A 26,594-nucleotide genomic window follows, 5' to 3' on the forward strand; every position below is an offset into this window, starting at 1 on the left:
AATGGTAAGAAATTATTCAACAACACTTGCTGGAAGAAAGTTTTCAGTGGAAATTGGTAAAGTAGCAGAGCTTGCAAATGCAGCAGCTATGGTAAGTTATGGAGATACCGTGATTTTAGCTACAGTAGTAGCTAGTGACGAACCTAAGGAGGGGATTGACTTTTTCCCACTTAGTGTCAATTATGAAGAAAAGTTTTATGCAGTAGGTAAAATACCAGGAGGATTTATTAAACGTGAAGGACGCCCTTCTGAAAGAGCGATTTTAACCTCTCGTGTTATTGACCGTCCTATGCGCCCACTTTTCCCAAAGGATTATCGTAATGATGTGGTTATTACAACAACTGTTATGTCTGTAGACCCTGAATGTAGTCCAGAAGTAACAGCAATGATTGCGGCTTCTTTAGTAGTGGATATTTCAGATATTCCATTTAAAGGTCCCGTTGGTTCTGTGCAAGTAGGGTATATTGATGGAGAATTTATCATTAATCCTAATTCAGAACAACGTACATTATCTGATTTAGCCTTAACTGTTTCATCAACAAATGAAAAAGTGATGATGATTGAAGCAGGTGCTAATGAAATTTCAGATGAGATTATGTTTGAGGCAATTATGAAAGGACATGAGGCTAATCAAGAAATCGTAGCCTTCATTAATCAAATTAAAGCAGATTGTGGTAAAGAAAAAAATGAAAATTATGTTAGATTCAATGTGCCAGAAGATGTTTATGCGGATATTGTAGCCTGCATTGGTGATAAAGAGATGGAAGAAGCAGTTTTCACAGATGATAAACAAGTGCGTGAAAAACAACTTAAAGTATTAAAAGAAAGAGTTATTCAGAATTTAACAGAAGCAGGTAAAGAAGAAGAATTAGGGTATTTAGAAGAAGCTTTTTATAATTTTGAAAAGAAGACAGTAAGACGTATGATTTTAAAGGAATCTAAACGCCCAGATGGTCGTGCTTTGGATGAAATCAGACATCTTGCTGCGGAGGTAGATATCTTACCACGTACACACGGTACAGGTCTTTTTACCAGAGGACAAACACAAGTGCTTACAGTAACTACCTTAGGACCTTTAGCTGAAATGCAAATGTTAGATGGCTTAGATGAATTAGAGGTGTCTAAGCGTTATATGCATCACTATAATTTCCCACCTTATTCAGTAGGTGAAGCACGTTCACCACGTGCACCAGGGCGTAGGGAAGTTGGACATGGCGCATTAGCTGAGAGAGCACTTATACCTGTACTTCCAACAGAGCAGGAATTCCCTTATGCTCTTCGTTTAGTATCAGAAGTTTTGAGCTCAAATGGATCAACTTCTCAAGCAAGTATTTGTGGTTCAACCCTATCTTTGATGGCTGCTGGTGTACCTATCAAAGCACCAGTGGCAGGGATTTCAGTAGGTCTTGTAACAGGAGAAACAGATGAAGATTTTGTCCTTTTAACAGATATCCAAGGCTTAGAAGACTTTTTTGGAGATATGGACTTTAAAGTAGGTGGTACACACAAAGGGATTACAGCTATTCAAATGGATATGAAAATTCAAGGATTAACACCTGCCATTATTAAGGGAGCTTTAGAGCAAACACGTAAAGCACGTTATTATATTTTGGATGAGGTCATGTTAAAAGCTATTTCAGAACCTCGCAAAGAATTATCACCTTATGCTCCAGTTATTACACAGATTGTTATTGACCCTGAAAAGATTAGTGAAGTAATTGGACCAAAAGGTAAGATGATTAATCGTATTATTGATGAAACAGGTGTAAAAATTGATATTGAAGATGATGGACGTGTATTTATCTGTGGTAATGATAGTGAGAAAACAGCACGTGCTATTGAAATGATTGAAGGTATTGCAAAACCTATTGAAGAAGGACAAATCTTTAAGGGAAAAGTAATGCGTCTTATGAACTTTGGTGCCTTTGTAGAGCTTGTACCAGGTAAAGAAGGTTTAGTGCACATTTCTCAATTAGCACATGAGCGTGTAGCAAAAGTAGAAGATGTAGTAGCTGTTGGCGATGAACTTCAAGTAAAAGTTATTGAAATTGATAAACAAGGTCGTGTGAATCTATCCCATAAAGTACTCTTGCCAAAACCAGAGACCAAAACAACAGAAGAATAAGTAAGTGGGGACTAGGGAACTAGTCTCTTCTTTTTATAGACTAAGAGGTAAAAAAGATGTATAAAAAAGTAGAAGTAGTGTGTAAAGCTTTTGGATTAGTAGCGTTCTTTATACTTATGCAGTACAGTATAATGGCTCTATTTAAGATCGGTATAGAGTTAAAGGGAGTACCCTTTCAAAGCTATTATGAGACGCATCTATATTTAATTAATGGAACCATACAAGCAAGTTATCTTTTCATACTACTTATAGTGGATAAGCTAAAGAAAGAAGATTTAAAACAAGTTTTTGGATTAATGGTTTCTCAAAAATGGATAAGTTATATAGGATATGGGATAGGTTTATGGATGCTTTCAACATTACTCAATGCCTTTCTATTGCCCTTTTTTGAAGAATATGGTACACATATAAGTCAATTATTTGCCAATAATGAAAGAGTTTTACGTTTTATTAATCTAATTATTTTAGCTCCATTTGTAGAGGAATACTTATTCCGCTATAAGATTCAAGAGGTTCTAAAGAAAGGCTTTGGTCCTACTTTAGCTATTATTTTTCAAGGTGTATTATTTGGGCTTATTCATGCAATAGCTTTACAAAAAATTTATGCTATTGTATTAGGAATAGGTTTGGGTTTTATACGTGAAAAAGAGAAACATTTACAAAGTAGTATTATAGCGCATATGACGATTAACAGTATTGGTTTTTTAGTAGGGACCTTTCTAATAAGTTAGAATAAGATTAGAACAGAGAAGTGAATAATTAAAAAGTAATAGATGCAAAATAAGGACATAACATACATAAAGGAGAGAAATGATGAGTTATCTATTATTAATAATAGGTTTTGTTTTATTGATTAAGGGGGCAGATTTTTTTGTAGAGGGAGCTTCTAATTTAGCAGAACGCTTAAAAGTGCCGCCCCTAGTGATTGGTTTAACAATTGTGGCCTTTGGAACAAGTGCACCAGAAGCAGCAGTAAGTATTACTTCTGCGCTAAATGGACAAAATGCCATCGCAATTGGAAATATAGTAGGTTCAAACCTGTTTAACTTATTATTTGTAGTAGGGATTGCTGCATTTATTTATCCGTTGCAAGTTAAAAGATCAATCATCACAAAAGAGTTTCCTTTTGCTATTCTTTCAAGCTTTATGCTTCTTATCTTAGCACAAGATCAACTATTTCAACAAATGCCGAATAACTTGCTAACACGTGCAGATGGAGTAGTTCTTTTAGTTTTATTTGGTATTTATATGTATTATTTGATTGATATTGCAATGAATCATAGAAGAAGTGTGCTGGAAAGTGAACGTTATGAAGAAGAGCAACAAGAAATGCATAAAGAGATGGGCCTAACTAAACAGATTTTGATTGCTATAGGTGGCATGATAGGAATTATTATAGGTGGTAAGCTAGTAGTAGATGGAGCTACAGATATTGCTTTGGCGTGGGGAATGAGTGAAAATTTAGTAGGATTAACGATTGTAGCTATAGGAACCTCTTTACCAGAGTTAATTACTTCTATCGTAGCAGCTACTAAAGAGAAAAGTGATATAGCATTAGGAAATGTTATTGGTTCGAATATATTTAATGTTTTCTTTATTTTAGGTTTATCAGCAACTATTTCTCCAATGGCAGTACAAGGAGAAGTTTTGGTAGATATGGTTATTTTATTAGTTGTTAGCTTATTAGCCTATCTATTTGCTATTACAAAAACGAAAATCAATAAAGTAGAAGGAAGCTTATTGGTTCTTCTCTATGCAATTTATATGGTTTATATTATAGGACGTTAAAAAGAGGCTATGCCTCTTTTTTGTTTATGTTCATGAAGAATTGAGAAAATAGAAAGAATTAATCTGAAAATGAAGTTTACATTATAAAGAGCTTATATTACTATTAAAGTATTAAAATTAGTAGGAATAGGTAATCGTTTAAAAATAGGGGAGAAAAAAATGAGACTAACAATTGTTTATGGAACAGAGCATAAAGGAGCAACTTATCATATTGCACAAGAAGTAATTAGCAGTTTTAAAGGAGCAGAAATAGAAGAGATTTTTTTACCTCGAGATTTACCAGAGTATTGCAGTGCTTGTTTACGTTGTTTTTGTGAAGAAAAAGGGAGTTGTTCACATAAACACTATACAGAGCCCTTGCGTGCCAAGCTTTTAGCAGCAGATATACTTATTTTAACATCACCTGTTTATGCTTATCACATGTCGGGGCAAATGAAGGTTTTTCTCGATCATTTTGCAAATATGTGGATGGTTCATCGCCCCGAAAAAGCCATGTTTTTAAAGCAAGCTATTGTGATTGCAGCAGCCAGTGGACCTGTTTATGCTAAAACCTTAAATGGGATAAAGGATAGCTTAGACTTTTGGGGAGTAGCGAAGACCTATAAAATAGGGGTAGCTCTTATGGAGTCTGAATGGCAAAGAGTATCACCTAAAGTGAAGGCAAGGGTGAGTAGACGTATTCAGAAGGTAATAGCCCAAGTCAAGAAAAGACAGGGAAAAGTTAAACCCTGTTGGAGAGTAAAAAAGTGGTTTTATATCAGCCGCTTCATGCAAAAGAAAATAAAAGCTAATCCACCAGATGTTTTATACTGGGAAGAGCAAGGTTGGACAGGAAAGGTACGCCCTTGGAAGAACAACTAATTTGCAAAAGATACTATCTAGGACAACTACCCTATATCCAATGTGAACATCAATCACTCTTACTTAGGCAGCTCTGTGATGTAGATATGCAGTATCAATATAATAAGATAATTAATTTAAAGTTGGCTGTAGAAAAGCTAGATGGAGTGACTTGTATCTATCCTTATCGTGATTTGATGATTTATAATGATACAACACAGGATTATCAGCTATGTTTAAAAGTAGGAAAAAATATCTAGAGGGACAATGGTGAGTAAACTGTACTCGCCCTTTCTAACTCAAAAAAGAAGTCAAGTATAGAAAGGTAAAACTCTACGGAGCGTGGATTGAAAAATAACACATCAGCTATTAAGATAAAGGAGGAGGTGAGACTAATGGATTGTAGTAAAGTAGGAAAATTATTAACCTATTTACGCAAAGAAAGGGGTATGACTCAAAAAGAGGTAGCTGACATCCTCTCTTTAAGTGATAAGACCATCTCTAAATGGGAGCGTGGATTAGGGTGTCCAGATATTTCACTACTCAACGAACTCTCTACCCTATTTGGTGTAAATATTGAAAAAATCTTAATAGGGGATTTAAATCCTAATGATGCTGATGGAGGAAATATGAAACGAATTAAATTTTATGTATGCCCAAGTTGCGGTAATGTGATGACTGCAACAGGAGAAGCAGATATCTCCTGTTGTGGGAGGAAATTAGAAGCGCTTAAAGCCCAAAAGCAAGACAAAAAACATACAATGCTATTAGAAGAGATAGAAGATGATTATTATATCACTTTTTCGCATGAGATGCGCAAAGAACATTTTATTTCATTTGTAGCTTATGTGAGATACGATAGAGTTTTACTTGTCAAGTTATATCCAGAACAAAATGCAGAAGTTCGTATACCCCAAATGCGAGGGGGGCAATTTTATGCCTATTGTACTTGTGATGGTCTATGGGCTTTTTAGAAAATAGAATGATATAAGCATTTTAGATAGTAATGATAATTAGAAAAGTAGCAATTATTAGTGTATAAACACTAGAAATTGCTACTTTTCTAATTATCATTATGTATATTTATAAAATTATGATATAATATTAAATAAAATTCATAATAAAATATAAGTAACTATCAACAAGTATTATAAGACAATGAGAATTAGAATGAGGATAATAAAAAAAGAGTAAGTTAAATAAAAAAGGAAAGGTGAAAAGGAATGATCAGGCAAGAGCAACCAACGGATTATGAAACCATTTATGAGGTGATTAAAACAGCGTTTGAAACAGCTGCAGTTAAGGATGGTGATGAACAAGATTATGTAAGTCATTTAAGAAAAAGTTCAAAATACATACCTGAACTAGCCCTTGTTGCGGAAAAAGATGGACATATTGTAGGTCATATCATGTTAACTAAAATGGTGATTAATGGGAAAGAGCAAACCTTTGATGCCCTTTTACTGTCTCCACTATGTGTGGCTTATGCTTATAGAAATAGAGGAATTGGTGGTAAGTTAATCGAAAAAAGCTTTAAGTTAGCTCGCGAAAAAGGGTATTCTTCTGTGTTTTTATGTGGAAATCCTGAATATTATAGTCATTTTGGCTTTAAAGAAACCTGTGCTTTTGGAATTATTAATGAAAGTAATGTACCTCAAAAATATATAATGGCTTGTGAACTTTTCCCAGGAGCATTAAAAGGGAAGGAAGGTAAAATTCATATTGTATAGGGACAAAAAATGGAAAAGTGAGAGAGAGGATTCTTTACATTAAAAAATACTTCTGTTACAATAAAACCAAACAAGTGTTCGAGAGGGTGGGAAATGTGGAGCAGAAGGTAATTTTTCATATTGATGTCAACTCTGCTTTTTTAAGTTGGGAGGCTGTACACCGATTAAGAGATTTAGGAGAATCTTTAGATTTGAGGGAAATCCCTTCGGCTATTGGAGGAGATCAAGAGAAGCGAAGAGGGGTTATATTGGCACGTTCTATTCCAGCAAAAGCCTATAAAGTACAGACTGGAGAACCGATTATTCGAGCTCTTTCTAAATGTCCACAGCTTCAACTAACTAAGCCCAATTTTGAAATTTATGTGAAGTATTCCACAGCTTTTATAGCTATTTTAAAAGAGTATTCACCTGTAGTAGAGCAGTGTTCCATTGATGAGGCCTTTATGGATATGACAGGAACAGAAGGGCTTTATGGTGATTTAATTGCTTTGGCTCACCGGCTTAAAGAACGTATTTATAGTGAGCTGGGCTTTACAGTGAATGTGGGGATTTCTTCTAACAAACTCCTAGCTAAAATGGCTAGTGATTTTGAAAAACCCTATCGTGTGCACACCTTATTTCCAGAAGAAATAAGCAAAAAGATGTGGCCTATGCCAGTAGGTGAATTATTTTTTGTAGGAAAGGCAGCAGAGGCAACTTTAATTAAGTTAGGTATTAAAACCATTGGACAATTGGCAAAAGCTGATGTAAATTTACTTAAGAAGCATCTGCACAAACAAGGAGAAATCATTTATGGTTATGCTAATGGTAGAGACAGTCGTTTAGTCATAGAAGAGAAGCAGGCTAATAGGGGGTATGGCAATTTGATGACGATTCCTTATGATGTTGATTCGGTAGAAGGAGCTAAAAGTGTATTGCTTTCTTTATGTGAGACAGTAGGCATAAGATTAAGGCAAGGTGGAGTAAAAGCAGGGTTACTTAGCGTAAGTTTAGTGGATACCTTTTTTGAGCAGCATTCCAAACAAAAAACATTGACTTCCTCTACGGATGTTACGAAGGAACTGTATATAGAAGCTTTAAATCTTTTTGAAGACTTATGGAATCACCGCACACCCATTAGACAACTAGGTGTTCATACAAGCAAACTCTCAGATGGACAGACTTATCAATATAATCTTTTTTCTGGAGAGTGTTATGAGAAGTATGGTAAGCTAGATAAAGCTTTAGATACCATTCGTCAAAGATATGGGGACAGTGCTGTTATGAGGGCTACCTTTATTGACTCAGCCATTACTCCCATAGCAGAAAGCCTATCTAAAGAGATGTCACCCTTAAAACTAAAAATGCCTCAGAACCAGTGAATGGGTTCTAAGGCATTTTTAGTTTTATTTTTCTACTTTGGAAGCTCTTTCCTCTAAAGGAATATAAGAATTCTTAGGACAAACATTTTTGTAAGCTGGGCGGATAATCTTACCTTTTTGAACGAGTTCTTCAAGGCGGTGTGCACTCCAACCAGCAATACGTGCTACGGCAAAAAGAGGGGTATAAAGTTCTTGAGGCAAGCCGAGTAGACTGTAAACAAAGCCTGAATAGAAGTCCACGTTGGCACTAACACCTTTATACATCTTGCGGCTTTTACTAATAATTTTAGGTGCTAGTTCTTCCACTTTATTGTAGAAATTATATTCTTTTTCTAGTCCTTTTTCAATAGCAAGCTTAGCAGCATATTCTTTAAGAATAATAGCTCGAGGATCAGAAACGGAATAAATCGCATGCCCAATACCATAAATCAGACCAGACTTATCAAAAGCTTGTTTATTAAGAAGTTTTGTAAGGTAATCTTCAATTTGTGCTTCATCCTCTAAATCACTGATATGAGCTTTCATATCTTCAAACATATGAACAACCTTGATATTGGCACCACCATGTTTAGGTCCTTTAAGAGAACCAAGAGCAGCCGCCATAACAGAATAGGTATCTGTACCTGAAGAGGTTACAAGGTGAGTTGTAAAGGATGAGTTGTTTCCGCCACCATGCTCTGCGTGTAAAATAAGAGCAAGGTCTAAAAGAGTTGCTTCGAGTTTGGTATATTGTTTATCTGCACGAAGCATATAAAGGATATTTTCCGCTGTAGAAAGCTCAGGTTTAGGCGTATGTATAAATAGGCTACGGTGACAGTGATAATGCTTATAGGCTTGGTAACCATATACCGCTAAAGCAGGAAAGGCTGCAATAAGAGAAAGACACTGCCTTAAAACATTTTCAATAGAGGTATCATCAGGATTTTCATCAAAGCTGTAGAGGGCTAAAACACTACGGGCCAGTGAATTCATAACATCCTTACTAGGTGCTTTTAAAATCATATCATTGACAAAGGAAATAGGGAGTTGACGATAACTACCTAAAAGCGCTTCGAAGTTACTAAGTTCTTCTTTGGTAGGAAGTTTACCGAAAAGAAGAAGGTAGGTTGTTTCTTCAAAACCAAAGCGTCCGTCTGTTAAGTAACCTTGTGTGATTTCAGCAACATCGATTCCACGATAGCTGAGTTTACCAGGAACAGGAATGATTTCGTTCTCATCCACGATATAAGAGTGGACATCACCTATTTCTGTTAAACCTACGAGTACACCACGTCCATCAAGGTCACGTAAACCACGTTTTACTTGATATTTGGTATAGAGCTCCGGGTCAATGACACCATTACGTTCGCATAAGAGGCTAAGTTCATGTAGGAGCTGGTTACAATTGTTTAATGGGCTTGTGTTCATTTCTCATCACCTTTCTCTTTTTAAAATTAACATAGAAATATGCTATTGTTTCTAATTTAACATAAATTGGCAGACAAATCAATAATATTCGCATTAATGTATGGTTAAACATATCGTATGAGAGGTGGGAAAAGCTAAAAAGAAGCAGGAAAGCCGTAGAAAAAAGGAGCAAGCCCTTTAAACTACGGCTATTAATAGCTTTAATGCGAAAGAAGTTTTTTAACAGCTTGTTCAGTAGGAGTTACAAAAAGCGTTTTGAAATTTGTATAAATAACCATTCCTGGTTTAGCATTTGGGACTTTTTTTACATACTTTTTAAGGGTATAGTCAATAGGAACATGGCTAGAGAGCTTACCACTGCTGTAGTAAGCAGCTAGAGTAGCTGCTTCTAAGAGGGAGGTTTCATCGATTTCTTCTAAATGCTCTAAGCGAACAATGACATGAGAACCTGGTCCATCTTTAATATGAAGCCAAAGATCGTTATTTTTAGCAAACTTCATCGTGAGTTGATCATTTTGAAAATTATTTTTACCTACATAAATAGGTAATCCTGTTGAAGAAGTAAACTGTAAATAGGGAAGCTGCTTTTTTACAGACATCTTTTTGCCACCGTTTTTACGTTTTTTAATATACCCCATAGTGAAAAGCTCTTCACGAAGCTGCAAAATATCCTCCTTAGTTTCCAAAAAGTCTAATGAAAGAAGGACTGAATCTAAATATTTCAAGTCTTCTTCGATTTGGATAAGCTGCTCACTAGCTGCAACTTGTGTGCGTTTGGCCTTACTATAAAGTTTAAAATAGCGCTGTGCATTTTGAATAGCTGTAAGTTTTTCATCTAAAGGAATGGTAATGTCCTCATAAGGTTCTTGATAATAGTTGATGGTGGTAAAACAAGTTACCTTTTCAGGTACTTGATGGGAATAAGCAGTTAAGAGCTCCCCATATATTTTGTAGAGTTCTTTTTGTTTACATTCTTCAAGGGCTTTTTCTTGAATTTGTTTTTTACGTACACTACGATCAATAAAAGTATGCACTAATTTTTTTATGTCTCCCGTTTTTTGAGAAACATTAAAACGTGTACTTTTTTCAAAATAAAAATGTTCTAACAATTTACTCATAGAAGGGAAGATGCGCTGGTGGTAAGCAGAGTACAATGAAAGTTCGAAAGCGTAAAAGTCAAAGGGGAGTTCATCCTCATGACAATAGAGAACAGGTACAAATTGATTTTTTTGAGTGTGCACTAGGACCTGTTCAAAGCTTTTATAAAGCATACTAAGGGTATGTGCATCCGCTGTTTCACCTAATTCATCTTCATTACAACCTGCATCTAGACAAATTTCATGGGCAATTGCAGGACTAAGACCACTATAGGAAAGATAAAGCCCTTTAAAAAGTGGTACAGCTTTACTTTTTAAAGCCTCAATAAAAGCTTCCTTAGTTGTTGCTAAAGGATTAAGCTTATTCTGATTGGGAGGATAGACATAACATCTACCAGGAAGTACTTCCCGAACACTACTTGTATCAAAAGAAATATGCTTGATACTATCAATAATGGTTCCTTCTTCACGGGTAAGAATGATATTACTATGTCTGCCCATTATTTCAATAATGAGTTTTTTAACTTCTTTATCTCCCATTTCATTTGTTGCCTCAATATCAAGTTCCACAATACGTTCAAAATGAGGTTGTGTAATAGCTAAAATTTTGCCACCCCCAATATGTTTTCTAAGCATCATACAAAACATGGGAGGTTCAGTTGCTGCATTTTTAGCTAGTTCAGTAAGGTGTAACCGAGGGTAATTACTATTAGCTGTTAAAAGTAATTTATAGGTAGAGCTGTTATTGCGTACAGCCACTAAAAGATCTTCTTTTTCGATTTGGTAAATTTTATCAATACGTCCTCCTACAAGAGCAGTACGTAGTTCATGTAAAAGACTTGCAAGGACAATGCCATCTAAAGCCATAATGTAATGACCTCCTTTAGTTAATGGACAAAGTATAGCATAATTTTTTTGAAAATAAAAGTCAGCTGTGCTATAATAAAAGGCAATGAAGAAATAAATTAAAGACAGAATGGGGAAGTAGGGAAGTATATGATTTATAGCATGACAGGCTATGGAAGAAGTGAGAAGCAGGAAAACAATCGTAAAATAACAGTAGAGATGAGTACCATTAATCATCGTTATTGTGATGTAAACATTAAATTGCCCCGTACTTTAGCTAGTCTTGAAGAAAAAATTAAAGAGCGGATTAAGCAAAAGATACAAAGAGGAAAATTAGAAGCTTCTATTTTTTATGTCTCTACTGCAGAAGAAGATCTTGAATTTACAATCAATACGGCTCTATGTGAAGGCTATTTAAAAGGTTTTCGTGAAATAGGGAAAAGCTTTGCACTAGAAGATGACCTTAAGCTATCCCACCTCTTAGAACTAAGTGATGTGGTGACTTTGCAAAAAAAAGCAGGAGATCAAGAGGCTGTAGAGGAGCTTCTCTTTGAAAGCCTTGATGAAGCACTCATAGAACTTTTGGCTATGCGTCAAAAAGAAGGAGAGGCTCTTAAAGAGGATATTCTTCTTAAAAATAATAGCATTAAGGATTTAGTAGCAAGTATTGAAGAGCGTAGTCCTTTGGTAGTAGAAGAATATAAGAAGAGGTTAGAAACCAAGCTAGAAATGCTTCTTGGAAAAGACATTGTAGACCCAAACCGATTAGCTACAGAAGTAGCTATTATGGCAGATAAATGTGCAATTGATGAAGAATTAACACGCCTTAAAAGTCACTGTTCCCAACTCACTACTATTTTACAAGAGGAGGGGGCTATTGGGCGCAAGCTTGACTTTTTAATGCAAGAGATGAATCGTGAAGCCAATACCATTGGTTCAAAGGCCAATGACTATAGGATTACCAAGGATGTTGTACTTCTTAAGGCAGAAATTGAAAAAGTAAGAGAACAAGTGCAGAATATAGAGTAGGTGAGAAAATGAGCCATTTTATAAATATTGGTTATGGAAATATTGTTTCAACAGACCGCATTGTAGCCATTGTAGCTGCAGAGTCAGCTCCTATTAAGCGCCTCATTAACAAGGCAAAGGAAAACTCTGAACTTATTGATGCCACTCAAGGTAGAAAGACAAGGGGTGTGATTATTACTGATAATCATCAGGTAATATTATCTGCACTTCAGCCAGAGACAATGGCGAGTCGGCTTATGACATCTAAAGAAGAAAGAAGTTAAAGGAGAAGGGCATGAAAGCTGAAGGATTAAAAATTATTTTATCAGGGCCATCTGGTTCAGGGAAAGGGACCATCGTTAGGGAGCTTATTAAGAAAGAACATTTTATCCTTTCTGTGTCAGCAACCACACGTTTACCTAGACAAGGAGAACAAGATGGTGTACACTATTTTTTTAAAACAAAAGAAGAGTTTGAGACGATGATTAAGGATGATGAACTTTTAGAGTATGCACAGTTTTGTGATAACTACTACGGTACGCCTAAAACTTTTATTGAAGAAAGTGTAAAAAATGGAAAAGATGTTATACTAGAAATAGAAGTACAAGGAGCATTGCAAGTAAAAGCAATTTATCCTGAAGCTCTTTTTGTTTTTGTTATGCCACCTACTCTTACAGAGCTGGAAAATAGGCTAGTAGGTAGAAACACAGAAACACCGGCTGTGATTGCTCAGAGATTAGCAAGAGCGAAAGAAGAGGTTGCTTTTTACAAAGAATATGACTACGTAGTTATTAATGATAGTCTTGAGGAAGCCATTTGTGATATTGAGACCATTGTTGCGGCAGAAAAGTTAAGAAGCTCTCGTTTTAAACAAGAAATAGAAAAGGTATGGAATGCCTAAGGAGGATTTTAAATGTTACAACCATCTTATACACAAATTATGAAGAAGTTAAATGCGGAGGGAGACTCAAAGCTTACGAGTCGTTACTCAATTGTTATTGCTACAGCAAAACGTGCAAGACAAATTATTGATGTTGTTAATGAACAAGCGAGTATTAATAAAGAAGCGGATAAAACAGGAGAAAAAATCATTGACCCTGTTAAAATGAAAAAAGCAGCTGAACTAAATGAAAAATTAAAAACAAAAAAGCCAATCTCTATTGCAGTTGATGAAATCTATAATAGTAAAATTCATATGTGTGAGTTTCATCAAGAAAAGGAAGAGGACGCTATAAGGGGAGAAGAGTAAGTAAAGAAAGCAAACTAAAATAAAGGCTGAAGGTAAAGGGGTAATGGGTGTAAATAGATACCATGCCCTTTTCCTATATTTAAAAGAAGCTATTTTTAATGAGGAGTGGAGAAAAGGTGATGTACAAGTATGCACAGGTTATTATCCAATTTGCTACCCTACCTGAAATTGACCGCTTCTTTACTTATGAAATTCCAGAAGCGTTTCGTCCTCACATAAGGGTAGGACAAAGAGTTAAGGTGCCTTTTGGTAATCATAATGCCCCACAAGTAGGTTATGTAGCTTTTTTATTAGAAGAGATAGAAGAGCTTGGCTATACGACTAAGCCTCTAATGGGGTTAGTAGATGAAGCGCCTATTATAAATAGTAAACAGTGGGAAATCATTCACTTTATGGTCATGTATTATGGGACCAGTTTTGCTGCTGCCATTGATGCTGTACTCCCACCGGGATTAAATGCAAAACCCTTTTCACTTGAAGAAGAGGAAACTTACGTGGCACTTACACCTGATACAAAAGAAGTCACGCTTTACACCCTTCAAAATCAGCATAAAAAGACTTTTGAAAAGCAACGGCTACTCCTTAACTACTTAAAAGAAAAAGGCCCTATCAGACAAAGAGATTTAAAAACACAAGAGGAAGTGAGCCTTTCTTCTTTAAAAACTTTAGAACAGAAAGGGCTTATTCGTGTTTTTAAAGCACCTTTAAGTTTTCGACCGGACCCCATAGCAGAGGAGAAGTTTAAAATCTTAAATAGTGAACAAAGTGCTGCAAAAGAAAGACTTGTACAAAAGATTCGAGCAGGTGAGTATGGTGTTTTCTTGTTAAAGGGTGTAACAGGCAGTGGAAAAACAGAGGTTTTTTTATATGCTATACGTGAGGTAATAGAAAGTGGCGGACAGGTCATAGTAATGGTACCTGAAATTGCTTTAACAAAGCAAACCTTAGAACGCTTTCAAGAGCGTTTTGGGAACCAAGTGGCCCTTACCCATAGCCGAATGACACCTAAAGAAAGACAAAGGCTTTATGCCAAGGTAGCTCGTGGTGAAGTAACGATTGTGATAGGACCTCGTAGTGCAATTTTTATGCCATTTACTCATCTTAAAATGGTAGTGATTGATGAAGCCCATGAAGCCAGTTATAAATCAGAAATGAATCCTAAATATCATGCTATTGATGTGGCGCTTAAAAGGATGCAAAGTGAAGAAGGGGTTGTTTTGCTTGCAACGGCTACGCCTAGTCTTGAAAGCTATTACAAGGTTCAAATAGGTGAGTATGAGGAGCTTGTTTTAAAGAGCCGGGTTGGAGAAGCTACCTTGCCTGAGGTTCAAATGGTAGATATGCGGCTCGAACTTAGAGAAGGTAATAATCAAGCCATTAGCCGTGCTTTGCATCAAGGTATTTTAGAAACCCTTGAAAGAGGGCATCAAGTGATGCTTCTCATTAATAGGAGAGGGCACTCTACCTTTATTAATTGCAGGAATTGTGGCTATGTTATAAAATGTCATCATTGCGATGTTTCCATGACCTATCATCGTTCCAGGCAGCAACTGGAGTGTCATTACTGTGGACATAAAGAAAAAATCCCAGAAACCTGTCCAGGCTGCGGTTCTTCACATATCAAGTTTTTTGGGAGTGGAACGGAGAAGATAGAGGAATATTTAGAGAAATATTTTCATGCATATGGTATTGGGCGTATGGATCTTGATACAACCGGTGGTAAGGATGGGCATACTGTTATTTTAGAAGCCTTTAGGAAACGAGAAATCAACCTTTTAGTAGGTACACAAATGATTGCAAAAGGACATGACTTTCCAGCAGTAGGCCTAGTAGGGATTGTGTCAGCGGATATGTCTCTTTATATGCAAGATTTTAGGAGTAATGAAAGAACCTTTCAGCTCCTCACACAAGCTATGGGGCGGGCAGGTAGGAGTCATATTAAAGGAAAAGTAATCATACAAAGCTATAATCCTGAGCATAGCGTATTAGAGGCTATTAGGCTGAATGCAGGGGAAGCCTTTTATAAAGAGGAGCTTGCTAACCGTAAGCTTTTAGAATATCCGCCTTATGGGCATATTTTTACTGTGATGGTAACAGGGAAAAGTGAAAAGGAAGTCATAAGGAGTATCAGTCTTTTAGGAAATTATTATCGGCACTATGCCCAACGTGCAAAAACAGATTTTCGCATTATAGGACCTAGTGTAGCAACAATTGGAAAGCTAGTTGACGAATACCGATGGCGTATTATAATAGTATCAGATAATCGTGAGAAATTACTTGTCTATGGGCGTTATTGTTTAACTCGTTTTGAAGAGCAAGAAAAAATAAAAACTGTAAAAATGCAGTGGGATATTGACCCACTGACTATGTTATAAATAAGGAGGATCTAATGGCTGTTCGTACTATTCGCACTGAGAAAGAAGAATTACTTAGAAAAAAATCCAAGGTAGTTAAAAAATTTGATGAGAACTTAGCAAGCCTTATAGAAGATATGAAGGAAACCATGTATTTGGCCCAGGGTGTAGGGATTGCTGCACCTCAAGTAGGTGTATTAAAGCGTGTATTTGTAGTAGATATCGGTGAAGGCCCTATTGAGTTTGTCAATCCTGAGATTTTGGAAGTAGAAGGAGAACAATTTGGAGAAGAAGGGTGCCTAAGTGTCCCTAAACGCTATGGACATGTAAGACGTCCGAATTATGTTAAGATGCGTGCACAAGACCGTAAGGGAGAGTGGTTTGAAATAGAAGGTGAAGAGTTTATGGCAAGAGCCATGCTTCATGAAAATGATCATTTAGAAGGAACCCTTTTTATTGATAAAGTAGAAGGGGAATTAGTTGAGATAACAAATCAAGATGAATAAGGAGGCTGCCATGCGTGTTGTTTTTATGGGAACCCCTGATTTTGCGGTTCCAACTCTACAAATGTTAATTGATGAGGGGCATACGCTGTGTGCGGTAGTCACTCAGCCAGATAAACCCAAAGGGCGTGGAAAGAAAGAGGCGATGCCTCCTATAAAGGAATTAGCACTAAGGTATAATTTACCTGTTCTACAGCCCCAACGTATTCGTGGGGATGAAGCTTTTTTTACCCACATACAATCTTTAAATCCAGACATTATAGTAGTAGTAGCATTTGGACAGATTCTTCCAGAGAGCATACTCACTATTCCAAAGTACGGCTGTATCAACATCCATGGTTCTTTACTTCCTAAGTACCGTGGTGCTGCACCGATTCAGTGGTCTATCATTAATGGTGAAGACTTAACAGGCGTAACGATTATGTATATGGATAAAGGGATGGACACAGGAGATATGCTTCTTAAAAAGGAGATCCCTATTACAAAAGAGGATACTTATGAGACACTTCATGGTAAGATGAAGGAAGTGGGTGCAAAGGCCCTTCTAGAAGCAATGCCCCTTATTGTAGCGGGTGGGGATTCCCGAGAAAAGCAAGAAGAAGCAGAAAGCACCTATGCACCTATGATTCAGAAGTCTTTAGGTGAAATGGATTGGAGCAAACCCGCCACAACTTTAGATTGCCTCATTAGAGGGCTTAATCCATGGCCGGTTTGCTATACAACTTATAAGGGTGAAGTTATGAAGGTGTGGAAAGCTAAAGTGCTTTTAGATACCTCTAATGAAAAACCTGGTACCCTTTTAAAGGTAGACAAAGAAGGTTTACAGGTACAAACAGGTGTAGGTAGCCTGCTGATTGAAGAGCTTCAAATGCCTAATAAAAAACGTATGCCAGTATCTGAATACATCAAAGGTAACACGCTCTTAGTAGGAGAGGTATTAGGCACATACGAATAAAGGAGTGATAGAATGGGTTTTTATCCTTATAGTTATGGTTTATATGGTATGAATAGCACGCAACTTATTTTAATAATCGCTATTATGATTATTCCTATTTATGCGAGTATGAAGGTACAAAATACTTTTAATCGCTACTCAAAGGTAAGAAGCTTATCAGGCTATACAGGGGAAGAAGCAGCAAGACGTATTCTGATGATTAATAATATAAATATACCAATCAATCAAATAGGTGGCTCGATGACAGACTTTTATGATCCTGTGCGCAAACAGCTTGCTTTGTCACAAACCGTATATGGTTCAGCTTCCATTGCGGCATTAGGTGTAGCAGCACATGAGGTAGGGCATGCTATCCAAGATTCAAAAGGGTATGCTTTTTTACGTATGCGCCATGCCATTTACCCTATTACTAATTTTGCAAGTCGTTTATCTATGCCGCTTATTATCTTAGGTCTTATTACAAGTATAAGTGGCTTAACAGGAATCGGGATTGTTTTATTTGCTTTTACCACCTTCTTTGCATTAGTTACTCTACCTGTAGAATTTAATGCTTCAAAGCGTGCACTTGTAGCTTTGGAATCCAGTGGTATTTTAAGTGATCAAGAGTTAGAAGGGGCTAAGAAAGTACTTACAGCTGCTGCCCTTACGTATGTAGCAGCAGCAATGGTTTCTATTTTATCCCTTATTAGACTTTTTTTAATGACAAGGAGAGATGATTAAAAGACGCTTTTTAGCGTCTTTTCTGCTGTTTTTATAAAACAGTTGAGTAGAAAGGAACGAATAAAATGAAAAATGCAAGAGAACAAATCGTAGATTTGCTTGTTTTATTAGAAAGAGAAAAGGGCTATGTCCAATTAGTTTTAAAGGAAGAATTAAGGGGAGTGGACTCTAAAGACAAAGGATTTGTCACAGAAATTGTATATGGTACACTTAAATATCGTTTAAAGTTAGATTATGTGATTAATCAATTTTCAAAAACATCTGTGCATAAAATGAAACCTTTTATAAGACAACTTTTACGCATGAGCGTTTATCAGCTTATAAGTCTAGATAAGGTACCTGCTTCAGCAGTTATTAATGAGGCTGTTAAACTTACAAAAAAACGTGGTTTTATAAATTTATCTGGTTTTGTAAATGGAGTACTTCGCACGATTGACCGACAGAAGGAGTCTCTTACTTACCCAAATCGTCAAGAAAAACCACTTACTTATTTAAGTGTTATTTACTCTATACCTGAATGGATCATTCAGGAGTGGCTTAAAGACTATTCCTTTGAAGAAGTAGAGGCTATTTGTGAGGCTATGAATGAAAGGGCACGTGTGGCCATTCGTATCAATACACTTTGTACCACAAAAGAAGAAGTGCAAAAGATACTTTTAAAAGAGGGAATCCAAACAGAAGAAGGTACTTTTTTAGAAGAAGCACTCTATCTTAAAAAGAGTGAAGATATTCAGCGTTTACCATCTTATCAAGCAGGGAAGTGGACTGTTCAAGATGAAAGTGCTATGCTAGTGGCACATGTGGTAAATCCTCAGCCAGGAGAGCGTATTTTAGACATGTGTAGTGCACCAGGCGGTAAGAGTTTGCATCTAGCAGCTCTTATGAAGAATCAAGGGGAAATTATAAGTAGTGATATTTATCCTCATAAAGTAGAACTCATTCGCCAAAATGCAGAGCGTATGCAAGCAACCATTGTACATCCTACCTTGCAGGATGGGACACTTTTAGAAGAGAAATTCATAGAAAGCTTTGATCGTGTACTTCTCGATGCACCTTGTTCAGGCTTAGGAATTTTAAAACGTAAACCAGATATTCGTTATAACAAAACAAAAGAAGATTTAGGAGCCATAGCTAATATTCAGCGACAACTAGCTCAGAAGGCTGCATGTTATCTAAAGGCAGGAGGGGTATTGGTTTACAGTACATGTACGATTTCTAAAAGTGAAAATGAAGAGATGGCTCATTGGATTGAGCAAAGCTTAGGTTTAGAAAAGCTAAATATAGTAGATACTATACCTAAGAGTCTTAGAGCCTTTATTAAAGAAGGAAATAGACTGCAAATCTTGCCAACTATGGCAGATACAGATGGTTTTTTTATAGCAGCCTTTAAGAAAAGAGGATAACACAGTTAATGGATATTGCAAGTAAAAGTATAGAAGAATTACAAGAGCTTATGAAGGGATATGGACAAGGTGGTTTTCGTGGAAAGCAACTTTTTGAGTGGTTACATCAAAAGATGGTTAGAAGTTATGATGAGATGACCAATTTGCCGCTTACTTTAAGAGAGCAGTTAGCAAGGGACTTCCCTATTCGCTCTATGAAAATTGTAAAAAAGTATGAGTCTAAGTTAGATGGCACGATAAAATACTTGTTTGAATGTGAAGATTCACATATAATAGAAAGTGTTTTAATGCGTTATAAACATGGTAATTCAGTCTGTATCTCTTCACAAGTAGGATGCAGGATGGGATGTAAGTTTTGTGCTTCTACTTTAGAAGGCTTAGTACGCAATTTAACACCTAGTGAAATGGTAAGTCAAATATATCTTATTGAGCAAGATATTAAAGAACGTGTTTCCAATATTGTAGTGATGGGAAGTGGTGAGCCTTTAGAACATTTTGAGTTGACTAAAAGGTTTGTCGAGTTAATTAATAGCCCTCAAGGACAAAATATAGGTCAGCGTCATATTACGGTCTCAACCTGTGGGTTAGTACCTCGTATCAAAGAGCTTGCAGAGAGTTTACCACAAGTTACACTGGCAATTTCTCTTCATGCGCCTACGGATGAAGGAAGAAGGCGTATTATGCCTATTGCTTATCAATATAGTATTCAAGAGCTTATGGATGCATGTGCGTATTATGTAGAGAAAACAGGAAGAAGGATAACCTTTGAATACGCGCTTATTTACGGTGAAAACGATTCGGAAGAAGAAGCAAGAATATTAGGGAAGCTTTTAAAGGGCTTGCTTTGTCATGTCAACCTTATTCCGGTTAACAAAATAGAAGAAAGAGATTACAAGGAAAGCTCAGTATCTCATATACAAAGATTTGTAAAAGTACTTGAAGAATACCATATTCCTGCTACAGTTAGAAGAAAGCTAGGAAGTGACATTGATGCTGCTTGCGGGCAACTGAGACGTCGCTATATAAAAAAAAGAGGTGAATAGCATGATTGCCGTTGGCAAAGTAGATATTGGAAGAAAGAGAAAGCAGAATGAAGATGCTCTATTTGTATCCAGTACGCCCATAGGTAGCTTACCCAATTTGTATATTGTTGCAGATGGGATGGGTGGACATCGGGCAGGTGGAACAGCTAGTCGGTTGGCTATAGAATCTTTTTTAGAATATATACAAGAGCATACGAGTGCCAATATACAAACAAGAGAAGATGTATTAAGGCTCCTTAAGATGGGTATTTTACATGCCAATCATATTATTTTTAAACAGGCTTCTACACATGAAGAATGTAAAGGAATGGGTACAACTTTTACTGTTGCGACGATTATAGAAGAGATTCTCTATTTGGCCCATGTTGGTGATACACGTCTTTACTTAGTGAATGAGAAGAGTATTTATCAGGCGACAACAGACCATTCGTTAGTACAGGAGATGGTAGAGAATGGCTATATTTCACAAAGCGAAATCAGCGAGCATCCTCAACGTCATATTATTACACGGGCTGTTGGTACATATGAAAAAGTAAAAGTGGATACTTTGATGTATGATATGGACCGGGTAGAATACATTTTGCTTTGTTCGGATGGCTTAACCACCATGTTAACAGATGCAGTTATTCATCAAATTGTATATGCACACCAAAGCGACCTAGGAGAAATAGTTGACCAACTTATTAACGAGGCAAATGAACAAGGTGGCTCAGATAATATAGCCGTAATAATAGCAAAGAAATACGAGGTGAGATCATGATGTTAGAACCAGGAACATTGCTCGGTGACCGTTATGAGATTATACAAAAAATCGGTGCCGGTGGCATGTCTATTGTTTATAAAGCTAAATGTAATAGATTACAACGTTTTGTAGCCATCAAAGTACTCAGAGAAGAGTTTGCTAAAGATGACGAGTTTGTAGCGAAGTTTAGAAAAGAGGCCTTATCAGCAGCAAGTCTTTCACATCCTAATATTGTAGGGATTTATGATGTGGGAAGTGATCATGACTTACACTATATTGTTATGGAGCTAGTAGAAGGTCGCACATTAAAAGAAGTGATTGCAGAAGAAGGACCTTTTAACTCAAAGGTTGTACTGGATTACGGTGTGCAGATGGTATCTGCACTTAGGCATGCCCATCGTAAGAAAATTATTCACCGTGATATTAAACCCCAAAATATTTTAATTACACATGACTCCGTACTCAAGGTGACAGATTTTGGGATTGCTAAGGCTGTGGATTCATCAACAGTTGTGGCAACGGGAAATGCTATTGGTTCTGTACATTATTTTTCACCAGAGCAGGCAAAAGGTAAATATGTCAATGAAACCAGTGATTTATATTCTTGTGGGATTGTACTTTTTGAGTTAGCTACTAAAAAGTTGCCTTTTGAAGCAGATTCACACATTTCTATTGCTCTTAAACACATTAATGAAGAAATGCCTCATCCTTCTATTTATAATCCTAACATCATGCCAAACCTTGAGAAACTCATTTTAAAAGCGACTCGTAAAGTGCAAGGTGAACGTTATCAAAATGCGGATGAAATGTTAAAGGATATGAAAGGAATCTTATTAGATCCTCATTATGTTATCAAAGAAGAAGAATTTGATGATCATACTATTTTAATGTCAGCAGAAGATACAAACTATATACGTAATAATAGCTATCAGTCAGATAAGATGAATCCTATAGGAGAGACGCATATTCCAAGATTTGAAACGACAATGCCTCCTTTGCAAGAAGAGGAACCAGAAGAAGTTTCTACTTTTTACAAGGTATTAGCAAGTATAGGTGGTGTTTTAGCCACTTTACTTTTGATTACTATTTTATCGGTTGTACTTATGTTTTGGCTTCCTTCTATGGGAAAGGGCAAAGAAGCTATTGTACCTAGCTTTATAGGTAAAACCATTGATCAGGCTAAGAGTTTAGCAAAATCTTATAATCTTAAAATTGAAATAGTAGGAGAAGAACCTTCTAATGAAGCAACAGGTACAGTGGCTAAACAGTTACCAGAAAGTGGTGAAAGTGTTCCCACAAAAACGACCATTCAACTCACCCTATCCAGTGGAAAGAACGGGCTTATAACGGAAACACCATCACAAACGCAAACAACAAAGGTACCTTATATTGAAGGAGAAACAAGTGTTAAAGCAGAGCAACTTTTAGAGGCAGCTGATTTGATTCCTGATATTAGCCATGAGTATGATGAAACAGTTGAAAAAGGGAAGGTTATTAGTCAAAATCCCAAATATGGCGCAACTGTAGCGACAGGTTCAGCGGTACAAATGGTTATTAGTAGAGGGCCAAAAGTAGTTTTAGCTACTGTTCCAGATTTAAAAGGTGCAACGGTTCAAGAAGCAGAGCTTAAATTACGTAATGTAAAATTACAACTTGGCAGTAAAAAGGAAGAGTATAATGATACAGTGGAAAAAGGTAAGATTATTAATCAAAGTGTTGCAGTAGGCAGTGAGGTTGAAGAAGGAAGTAGCATTGATGTTGTAGTCAGCAAAGGAAAGGCTGAAGAAGAAACGACACCACCAACTGATGGTCAAAATCCTTCTAGTCCAGATGGAACGCAAGTGCCAGATAATACACCAATGGTGACAAAGAACTTCTCTATCAGTGCACCTTTAGATGGTGGTAATAAGACAAGTTATCATGTTTTTGCAAAACTTGTTTTAGAAGATGGTACGACTAAGGTAGCATACGATGCAGTAGTTGAAAAAGATAACTTCCCTATTAGTATTCCTTTAAAAGGAAGAGGAAGAGGGCTACTCTATACGTCCTTTGATGGTGAAGAGGTTTACCAGGACGAAATTAATTTTAATGAGGTACAATAAAATGGTACAAGGTACTATTATAAAAGGTATTGCAGGATTTTACTATGTAGAAGCTGAGCAAAGAATCTATGAATGTAAGGCCAGAGGTAAGTTTAGAAAGGAAAACATTATCCCCTTAATTGGGGATAATGTCCTTATTACGCTTTCAGAAGAAGAGAATTCGAGTGATCGTTACCCCATTGCTACAATTGAGGAGATTCTACAAAGAAAAAATAGTTTAATCAGGCCACCTGTAGCCAATGTGGATCAAGCTATAGTGGTCTTTTCTGTCACTTATCCTGTCATTCATTTAGACCTATTAGAACGATTTTTACTTACCATTGAGAAGGAAAACATTACACCTTATATTGTTTTAAATAAAATTGATGAAGGAAATGAGTCAGAGTATAGTTATATTGTGGAGCGTTATAGCAAGATAGGTTACAAAGTAATGGCTTTGTCTGCAAAAATGAAGATAAATATTGAACTTTTAAAACCTCACTTAAAAGACAAGACCACTGTATTTGCAGGACCATCAGGTGTTGGGAAATCCACACTACTGAATGCCTTAGAAAAAAACTTATCTTTAGAAACAGGTGTAGTGAGTGAAAAAATTAAGCGTGGAAAACATACCACACGCCATGTGGAATTAATGCCTCTTAGTATGGGGGGCTTTGTATTAGATACACCTGGTTTTACGTCTTTGCAATTAGATGGTATTACAAAGGAAGACCTTAAGCAGTATTTTCCGGAGTTTGTGCCCTTAGAGGGGTCTTGTAAATTTTCAGGGTGTACCCACGTTCATGAGCCAGGGTGTAAAATAAGAAAAGCTGTAGAAACAGGTGAAATTTTTAAAGAGCGTTATGACAGCTATGTCACATATTATAATCAATTAAAAGAGACAAGGAGATGGTAGCATGATTCATTTAGATCCGTCCATATTAGCGGCAGACTTTGCCAATTTAGAAAGAGATATTAGGTGTGTACAAGAAGTAGGTGTAGAATACATTCATGTTGATGTAATGGATGGGCAATTTGTGCCAAATATTTCAATAGGTCTTCCTGTTGTAAAATCCCTTCGTAAACATATTACAGGTGTCATGGATGTACACTTAATGATTGAAGAGCCAGAGCGCTTTTTAGAAGATTTTAAAGAAGCTGGAGCAGATATCCTAACTGTTCATTTAGAAGCTACTCATCACATCCATCGTACCATTCAGCGCATTCATGATTTGGGGATGAAGGCAGGGATATCTATTAATCCAGGAACACCAGTGAGTGCATTAGAAGCTATTATAAATGATGTAGATTTAGTGCTGATCATGTCTGTTAATCCTGGATTTGGTGGTCAGAAGTTTATTCCTTATTCCCTTGAGAAATTACGTCAAGTAAAAGCCATGTTAAATAAAGCAAGAAGAGATATCCTCATTCAAGTAGATGGTGGAGCTACACTGGATAATGTTCAAACTTTAATAGATGCAGGAGCGAATTTGATTGTAGCAGGGTCATCTGTTTTTGAAGGTGAAAAAACAGCAGCGAATGCCAAAGCATTCTTAGAGCTTTTCAAAGGGTGTGGGGCATAAGGTGAAAATACTTATTCTGACCAATGGAGAATATGGTGATTATGCATTTTGTGAGAATACAGAAGTGTATGACTGTATTGTTTGTGCAGATAATGGACTAAAACATGCCAAAAGGCTCCAGCTAAAACCCGATTATATTGTAGGGGATTTAGATAGCTGTTCAAAAGAAGACTGGTTATATTACAAAGAACAAGGTGTACATGTAGATGTTTATCCAAGTCAAAAGAATGAAACAGATACAGAAATTGCAGTTGAAAAGGCTATAGCATTAGGTGGTACAGAAATAGATATATGGGGAGGTCTTGGAAGTCGCTTTGACCATACCTTAGCCAATGTGCATCTTCTTTTAGGGGCTTTAAGGCGGGGAGTAAAGTTAAGATTATGCAACCCTCAAAATACAGTGCAGTTAATGGACAAGAAGTTACGTATCCAAGGGAAAAAAGGAGATATATTAAGTCTTCTTCCACTGACACCTTTGGTAAGAGGAGTCTATACTACTAATCTGGCATATGCTGTTTGTGGTGGAAGCTTTGAAATCGGCAAGCCTTATGGCGTAAGTAATGTATTCCTGGAAGAATGGGTAGAGGTATCTATAGAGGAAGGTTTACTTCTTGTGATACAAGTAAGAGATGAATAAACTGTTTGATAAATATCTCTCTTTTTAGAAGTCTTTTTTACTTTTTTAGCATATCATAGAAGTAGGTTCATAAAGAGTGAGGGGATGGAAAAGGTGAGACGAAGATTAATGGGCCTTTGCTGTTTATGTATAGGAGTAGGAATGCTTCTAGTGATTACTTTACCCATCATAGGATGGGTTCTATTAGTAGGCATAGGCCTTATATGTATAGGCTATAAATGTTTTAAATGTTAAGCATAAAAAAATCAAAAGCGGACAATCTCTTAAGAGCTTGTCCGCTATTTAGTAAAAGCAATTGTATTCAGTCATTAAGCACGTGCTACTAAGTTAGAACGTAAACAACGTGTACATACATTCATTGTTTTTACAGTTCCACCTTGAGCAACTCTAACTTTCTTTACGTTAGATTTCCACATTTTATTAGATCTTCTATGAGAGTGACTAACTTGAATACCAAAATGCACATCTTTTGAACAAATTTCACATTTTGCCAATTGAAACACCTCCTTGAATTTAATCCGTGACATAACTATTACATTTTAGCAGAAACTTATAGAGATTTCAAGTGTAGATTGTATTTTTATTAAAGAAAAAACCAAAGCCTTGTTTTTTAAAAGGATTACTACTTTTTTATCTGTGCACAGTGTGATATAATAAGCAAAAATGGATAATATTATAAATAAACGTAAATGAGACGTAAAATAGGCGAGGAGGTCTGTTAGAGATGCCAAGTAAATTTACAAGTGAATTTGGAAACATTATTATTGATGAAGAAGTTGTAGCTCAAATAAGCGGTATGACAGCAATGGAATGCTATGGTATAGTAGGTATGGCAGCTCGCAATGTAAAGGATGGTATTGTTCATCTTTTAAAAGGTGAGAGTTTGACAAGAGGTATTGCTGTGCGTTTAAATGAAAATAAAGCAAGTATTGATTTTCATATTATTGTAGAATACGGCACGAAGATTTCTGCTGTAGCAGATAATTTAATGAGTACAGTAAAATATAAAGTAAGTGATACATTAGGAATTGAAGTAGAGCATATAAAGATATTTATTGAAGGTGTAAGAGTAGATAAAGAGTAAGATCAATTTGTTGAAAGAATAACAGATTTGAGGAGGCA

The 26,594-nt window shown here is 36.3% G+C and carries 28 protein-coding genes; 25 read left to right on the forward strand and 3 right to left on the reverse strand.

What is annotated here, in order from left to right:
* Nucleotide 1: 1 nt before the first annotated feature.
* From CS063_RS04325 to CS063_RS04360, 8 genes are all read left to right on the forward strand, one after another.
* Nucleotides 2-2,125, forward strand: coding sequence for a polyribonucleotide nucleotidyltransferase (locus tag CS063_RS04325; protein ID WP_099448449.1), 2,124 nt, complete (start codon nucleotides 2-4; stop codon nucleotides 2,123-2,125).
* Nucleotides 2,126-2,181: 56 nt separating this feature from the next.
* Entirely contained in the window at nucleotides 2,182-2,856 is a 675-nt protein-coding gene (locus CS063_RS04330) for a CPBP family intramembrane glutamic endopeptidase (protein ID WP_099448450.1), read from the forward strand.
* 82 nt (nucleotides 2,857-2,938) lie between these two features.
* Nucleotides 2,939-3,913 carry a calcium/sodium antiporter gene (locus CS063_RS04335; RefSeq protein ID WP_099448451.1) on the forward strand — a complete coding sequence of 325 codons (975 nt, stop codon included), beginning with the start codon at nucleotides 2,939-2,941 and terminating at the stop codon, nucleotides 3,911-3,913.
* Between the two features lie 159 nt (nucleotides 3,914-4,072).
* Entirely contained in the window at nucleotides 4,073-4,774 is a 702-nt protein-coding gene (locus tag CS063_RS04340) for a flavodoxin family protein (protein ID WP_099448452.1), read from the forward strand.
* On the forward strand, nucleotides 4,759-5,013 hold the full coding sequence (locus CS063_RS17580; protein ID WP_180270676.1) for a hypothetical protein: 255 nt from the start codon (nucleotides 4,759-4,761) through the stop codon (nucleotides 5,011-5,013). Before CS063_RS04340 ends, CS063_RS17580 begins: the two co-directional genes overlap by 16 nt.
* A gap of 135 nt (nucleotides 5,014-5,148) precedes the next feature.
* Nucleotides 5,149-5,727, forward strand: coding sequence for a helix-turn-helix domain-containing protein (locus CS063_RS04350; protein ID WP_099448453.1), 579 nt, complete (start codon nucleotides 5,149-5,151; stop codon nucleotides 5,725-5,727).
* 249 nt (nucleotides 5,728-5,976) lie between these two features.
* Nucleotides 5,977-6,483, forward strand: coding sequence for a GNAT family N-acetyltransferase (locus CS063_RS04355; protein ID WP_099448454.1), 507 nt, complete (start codon nucleotides 5,977-5,979; stop codon nucleotides 6,481-6,483).
* A gap of 95 nt (nucleotides 6,484-6,578) precedes the next feature.
* A complete protein-coding gene (locus CS063_RS04360) occupies nucleotides 6,579-7,844 on the forward strand; it encodes a DNA polymerase Y family protein (RefSeq protein WP_099448455.1) in 1,266 nt (421 codons plus the stop codon).
* A 24-nt stretch (nucleotides 7,845-7,868) separates the two neighbouring features.
* Here CS063_RS04360 and CS063_RS04365 read toward each other — a convergent pair whose 3' ends face one another.
* Both CS063_RS04365 and CS063_RS04370 read right to left on the reverse strand, forming a co-directional pair.
* Nucleotides 7,869-9,251: a citrate/2-methylcitrate synthase gene (locus CS063_RS04365; RefSeq protein ID WP_099448456.1), complete on the reverse strand. Its 1,383-nt coding sequence runs from the start codon at nucleotides 9,249-9,251 to the stop codon at nucleotides 7,869-7,871.
* Nucleotides 9,252-9,451: 200 nt separating this feature from the next.
* The gene (locus CS063_RS04370) at nucleotides 9,452-11,215 is read right to left on the reverse strand and encodes an Rqc2 family fibronectin-binding protein (protein ID WP_180270677.1); all 1,764 of its coding nucleotides are present in this window, start codon (nucleotides 11,213-11,215) and stop codon (nucleotides 9,452-9,454) included.
* A 129-nt stretch (nucleotides 11,216-11,344) separates the two neighbouring features.
* Here CS063_RS04370 and CS063_RS04375 point away from each other — a divergent pair, with 129 nt between their 5' ends.
* The 16 genes from CS063_RS04375 to CS063_RS17585 all read left to right on the forward strand — a co-directional run bounded on the left by CS063_RS04375 (nucleotide 11,345) and on the right by CS063_RS17585 (nucleotide 25,706).
* On the forward strand, nucleotides 11,345-12,223 hold the full coding sequence (locus CS063_RS04375) for a YicC/YloC family endoribonuclease (RefSeq protein ID WP_099448458.1): 879 nt from the start codon (nucleotides 11,345-11,347) through the stop codon (nucleotides 12,221-12,223).
* 8 nt (nucleotides 12,224-12,231) lie between these two features.
* The gene (locus tag CS063_RS04380; protein ID WP_099448459.1) at nucleotides 12,232-12,486 is read left to right on the forward strand and encodes a DUF370 domain-containing protein; all 255 of its coding nucleotides are present in this window, start codon (nucleotides 12,232-12,234) and stop codon (nucleotides 12,484-12,486) included.
* Between the two features lie 11 nt (nucleotides 12,487-12,497).
* Nucleotides 12,498-13,103 carry a guanylate kinase gene (gene gmk, locus CS063_RS04385; RefSeq protein WP_099448460.1) on the forward strand — a complete coding sequence of 202 codons (606 nt, stop codon included), beginning with the start codon at nucleotides 12,498-12,500 and terminating at the stop codon, nucleotides 13,101-13,103.
* 12 nt (nucleotides 13,104-13,115) lie between these two features.
* On the forward strand, nucleotides 13,116-13,451 hold the full coding sequence (rpoZ, locus tag CS063_RS04390; protein WP_099448461.1) for a DNA-directed RNA polymerase subunit omega: 336 nt from the start codon (nucleotides 13,116-13,118) through the stop codon (nucleotides 13,449-13,451).
* Nucleotides 13,452-13,570: 119 nt separating this feature from the next.
* Complete coding sequence (gene priA / locus CS063_RS04395) at nucleotides 13,571-15,826, forward strand: replication restart helicase PriA (protein WP_180270678.1); 2,256 nt, start codon at nucleotides 13,571-13,573, stop codon at nucleotides 15,824-15,826.
* A 14-nt stretch (nucleotides 15,827-15,840) separates the two neighbouring features.
* On the forward strand, nucleotides 15,841-16,311 hold the full coding sequence (def, locus tag CS063_RS04400) for a peptide deformylase (protein WP_099448463.1): 471 nt from the start codon (nucleotides 15,841-15,843) through the stop codon (nucleotides 16,309-16,311).
* A 10-nt stretch (nucleotides 16,312-16,321) separates the two neighbouring features.
* Nucleotides 16,322-17,263, forward strand: a complete 942-nt coding sequence (gene fmt, locus CS063_RS04405; RefSeq protein ID WP_099448558.1) for a methionyl-tRNA formyltransferase — start codon at nucleotides 16,322-16,324, stop codon at nucleotides 17,261-17,263.
* A 12-nt stretch (nucleotides 17,264-17,275) separates the two neighbouring features.
* Nucleotides 17,276-17,983 carry a zinc metallopeptidase gene (locus CS063_RS04410; RefSeq protein WP_099448464.1) on the forward strand — a complete coding sequence of 236 codons (708 nt, stop codon included), beginning with the start codon at nucleotides 17,276-17,278 and terminating at the stop codon, nucleotides 17,981-17,983.
* 65 nt (nucleotides 17,984-18,048) lie between these two features.
* Complete coding sequence (rsmB, locus tag CS063_RS04415) at nucleotides 18,049-19,386, forward strand: 16S rRNA (cytosine(967)-C(5))-methyltransferase RsmB (RefSeq protein WP_099448465.1); 1,338 nt, start codon at nucleotides 18,049-18,051, stop codon at nucleotides 19,384-19,386.
* A gap of 8 nt (nucleotides 19,387-19,394) precedes the next feature.
* Nucleotides 19,395-20,429, forward strand: coding sequence for a 23S rRNA (adenine(2503)-C(2))-methyltransferase RlmN (gene rlmN, locus CS063_RS04420; protein WP_099448466.1), 1,035 nt, complete (start codon nucleotides 19,395-19,397; stop codon nucleotides 20,427-20,429).
* 1 nt (nucleotide 20,430) lies between these two features.
* Nucleotides 20,431-21,189: a Stp1/IreP family PP2C-type Ser/Thr phosphatase gene (locus tag CS063_RS04425; RefSeq protein ID WP_099448467.1), complete on the forward strand. Its 759-nt coding sequence runs from the start codon at nucleotides 20,431-20,433 to the stop codon at nucleotides 21,187-21,189.
* Nucleotides 21,186-23,273, forward strand: coding sequence for a Stk1 family PASTA domain-containing Ser/Thr kinase (gene pknB / locus CS063_RS04430; protein WP_099448468.1), 2,088 nt, complete (start codon nucleotides 21,186-21,188; stop codon nucleotides 23,271-23,273). Before CS063_RS04425 ends, pknB begins: the two co-directional genes overlap by 4 nt.
* Nucleotide 23,274: 1 nt before the next feature.
* Entirely contained in the window at nucleotides 23,275-24,168 is an 894-nt protein-coding gene (rsgA, locus tag CS063_RS04435; RefSeq protein ID WP_308415423.1) for a ribosome small subunit-dependent GTPase A, read from the forward strand.
* A 1-nt stretch (nucleotide 24,169) separates the two neighbouring features.
* A complete protein-coding gene (gene rpe / locus CS063_RS04440) occupies nucleotides 24,170-24,835 on the forward strand; it encodes a ribulose-phosphate 3-epimerase (protein ID WP_099448470.1) in 666 nt (221 codons plus the stop codon).
* Between the two features lies 1 nt (nucleotide 24,836).
* Nucleotides 24,837-25,472 (forward strand): thiamine diphosphokinase, encoded by a 636-nt coding sequence (locus CS063_RS04445; RefSeq protein WP_180270679.1) that lies wholly within the window; start codon nucleotides 24,837-24,839, stop codon nucleotides 25,470-25,472.
* 93 nt (nucleotides 25,473-25,565) lie between these two features.
* On the forward strand, nucleotides 25,566-25,706 hold the full coding sequence (locus tag CS063_RS17585) for a hypothetical protein (RefSeq protein ID WP_180270680.1): 141 nt from the start codon (nucleotides 25,566-25,568) through the stop codon (nucleotides 25,704-25,706).
* A gap of 74 nt (nucleotides 25,707-25,780) precedes the next feature.
* Here CS063_RS17585 and rpmB read toward each other — a convergent pair whose 3' ends face one another.
* Nucleotides 25,781-25,966 carry a 50S ribosomal protein L28 gene (rpmB, locus tag CS063_RS04450; protein ID WP_099448472.1) on the reverse strand — a complete coding sequence of 62 codons (186 nt, stop codon included), beginning with the start codon at nucleotides 25,964-25,966 and terminating at the stop codon, nucleotides 25,781-25,783.
* Nucleotides 25,967-26,196: 230 nt separating this feature from the next.
* On the opposite strand from rpmB, the gene CS063_RS04455 reads away from it, so the two are divergent.
* Nucleotides 26,197-26,556: an Asp23/Gls24 family envelope stress response protein gene (locus tag CS063_RS04455; protein ID WP_099448473.1), complete on the forward strand. Its 360-nt coding sequence runs from the start codon at nucleotides 26,197-26,199 to the stop codon at nucleotides 26,554-26,556.
* Nucleotides 26,557-26,594 lie beyond the last annotated feature (38 nt).

Source organism: Sporanaerobium hydrogeniformans (assembly GCF_002735925.1).
GTDB classification, from domain to species: Bacteria; Bacillota; Clostridia; order Lachnospirales; family Cellulosilyticaceae; genus Sporanaerobium; species Sporanaerobium hydrogeniformans.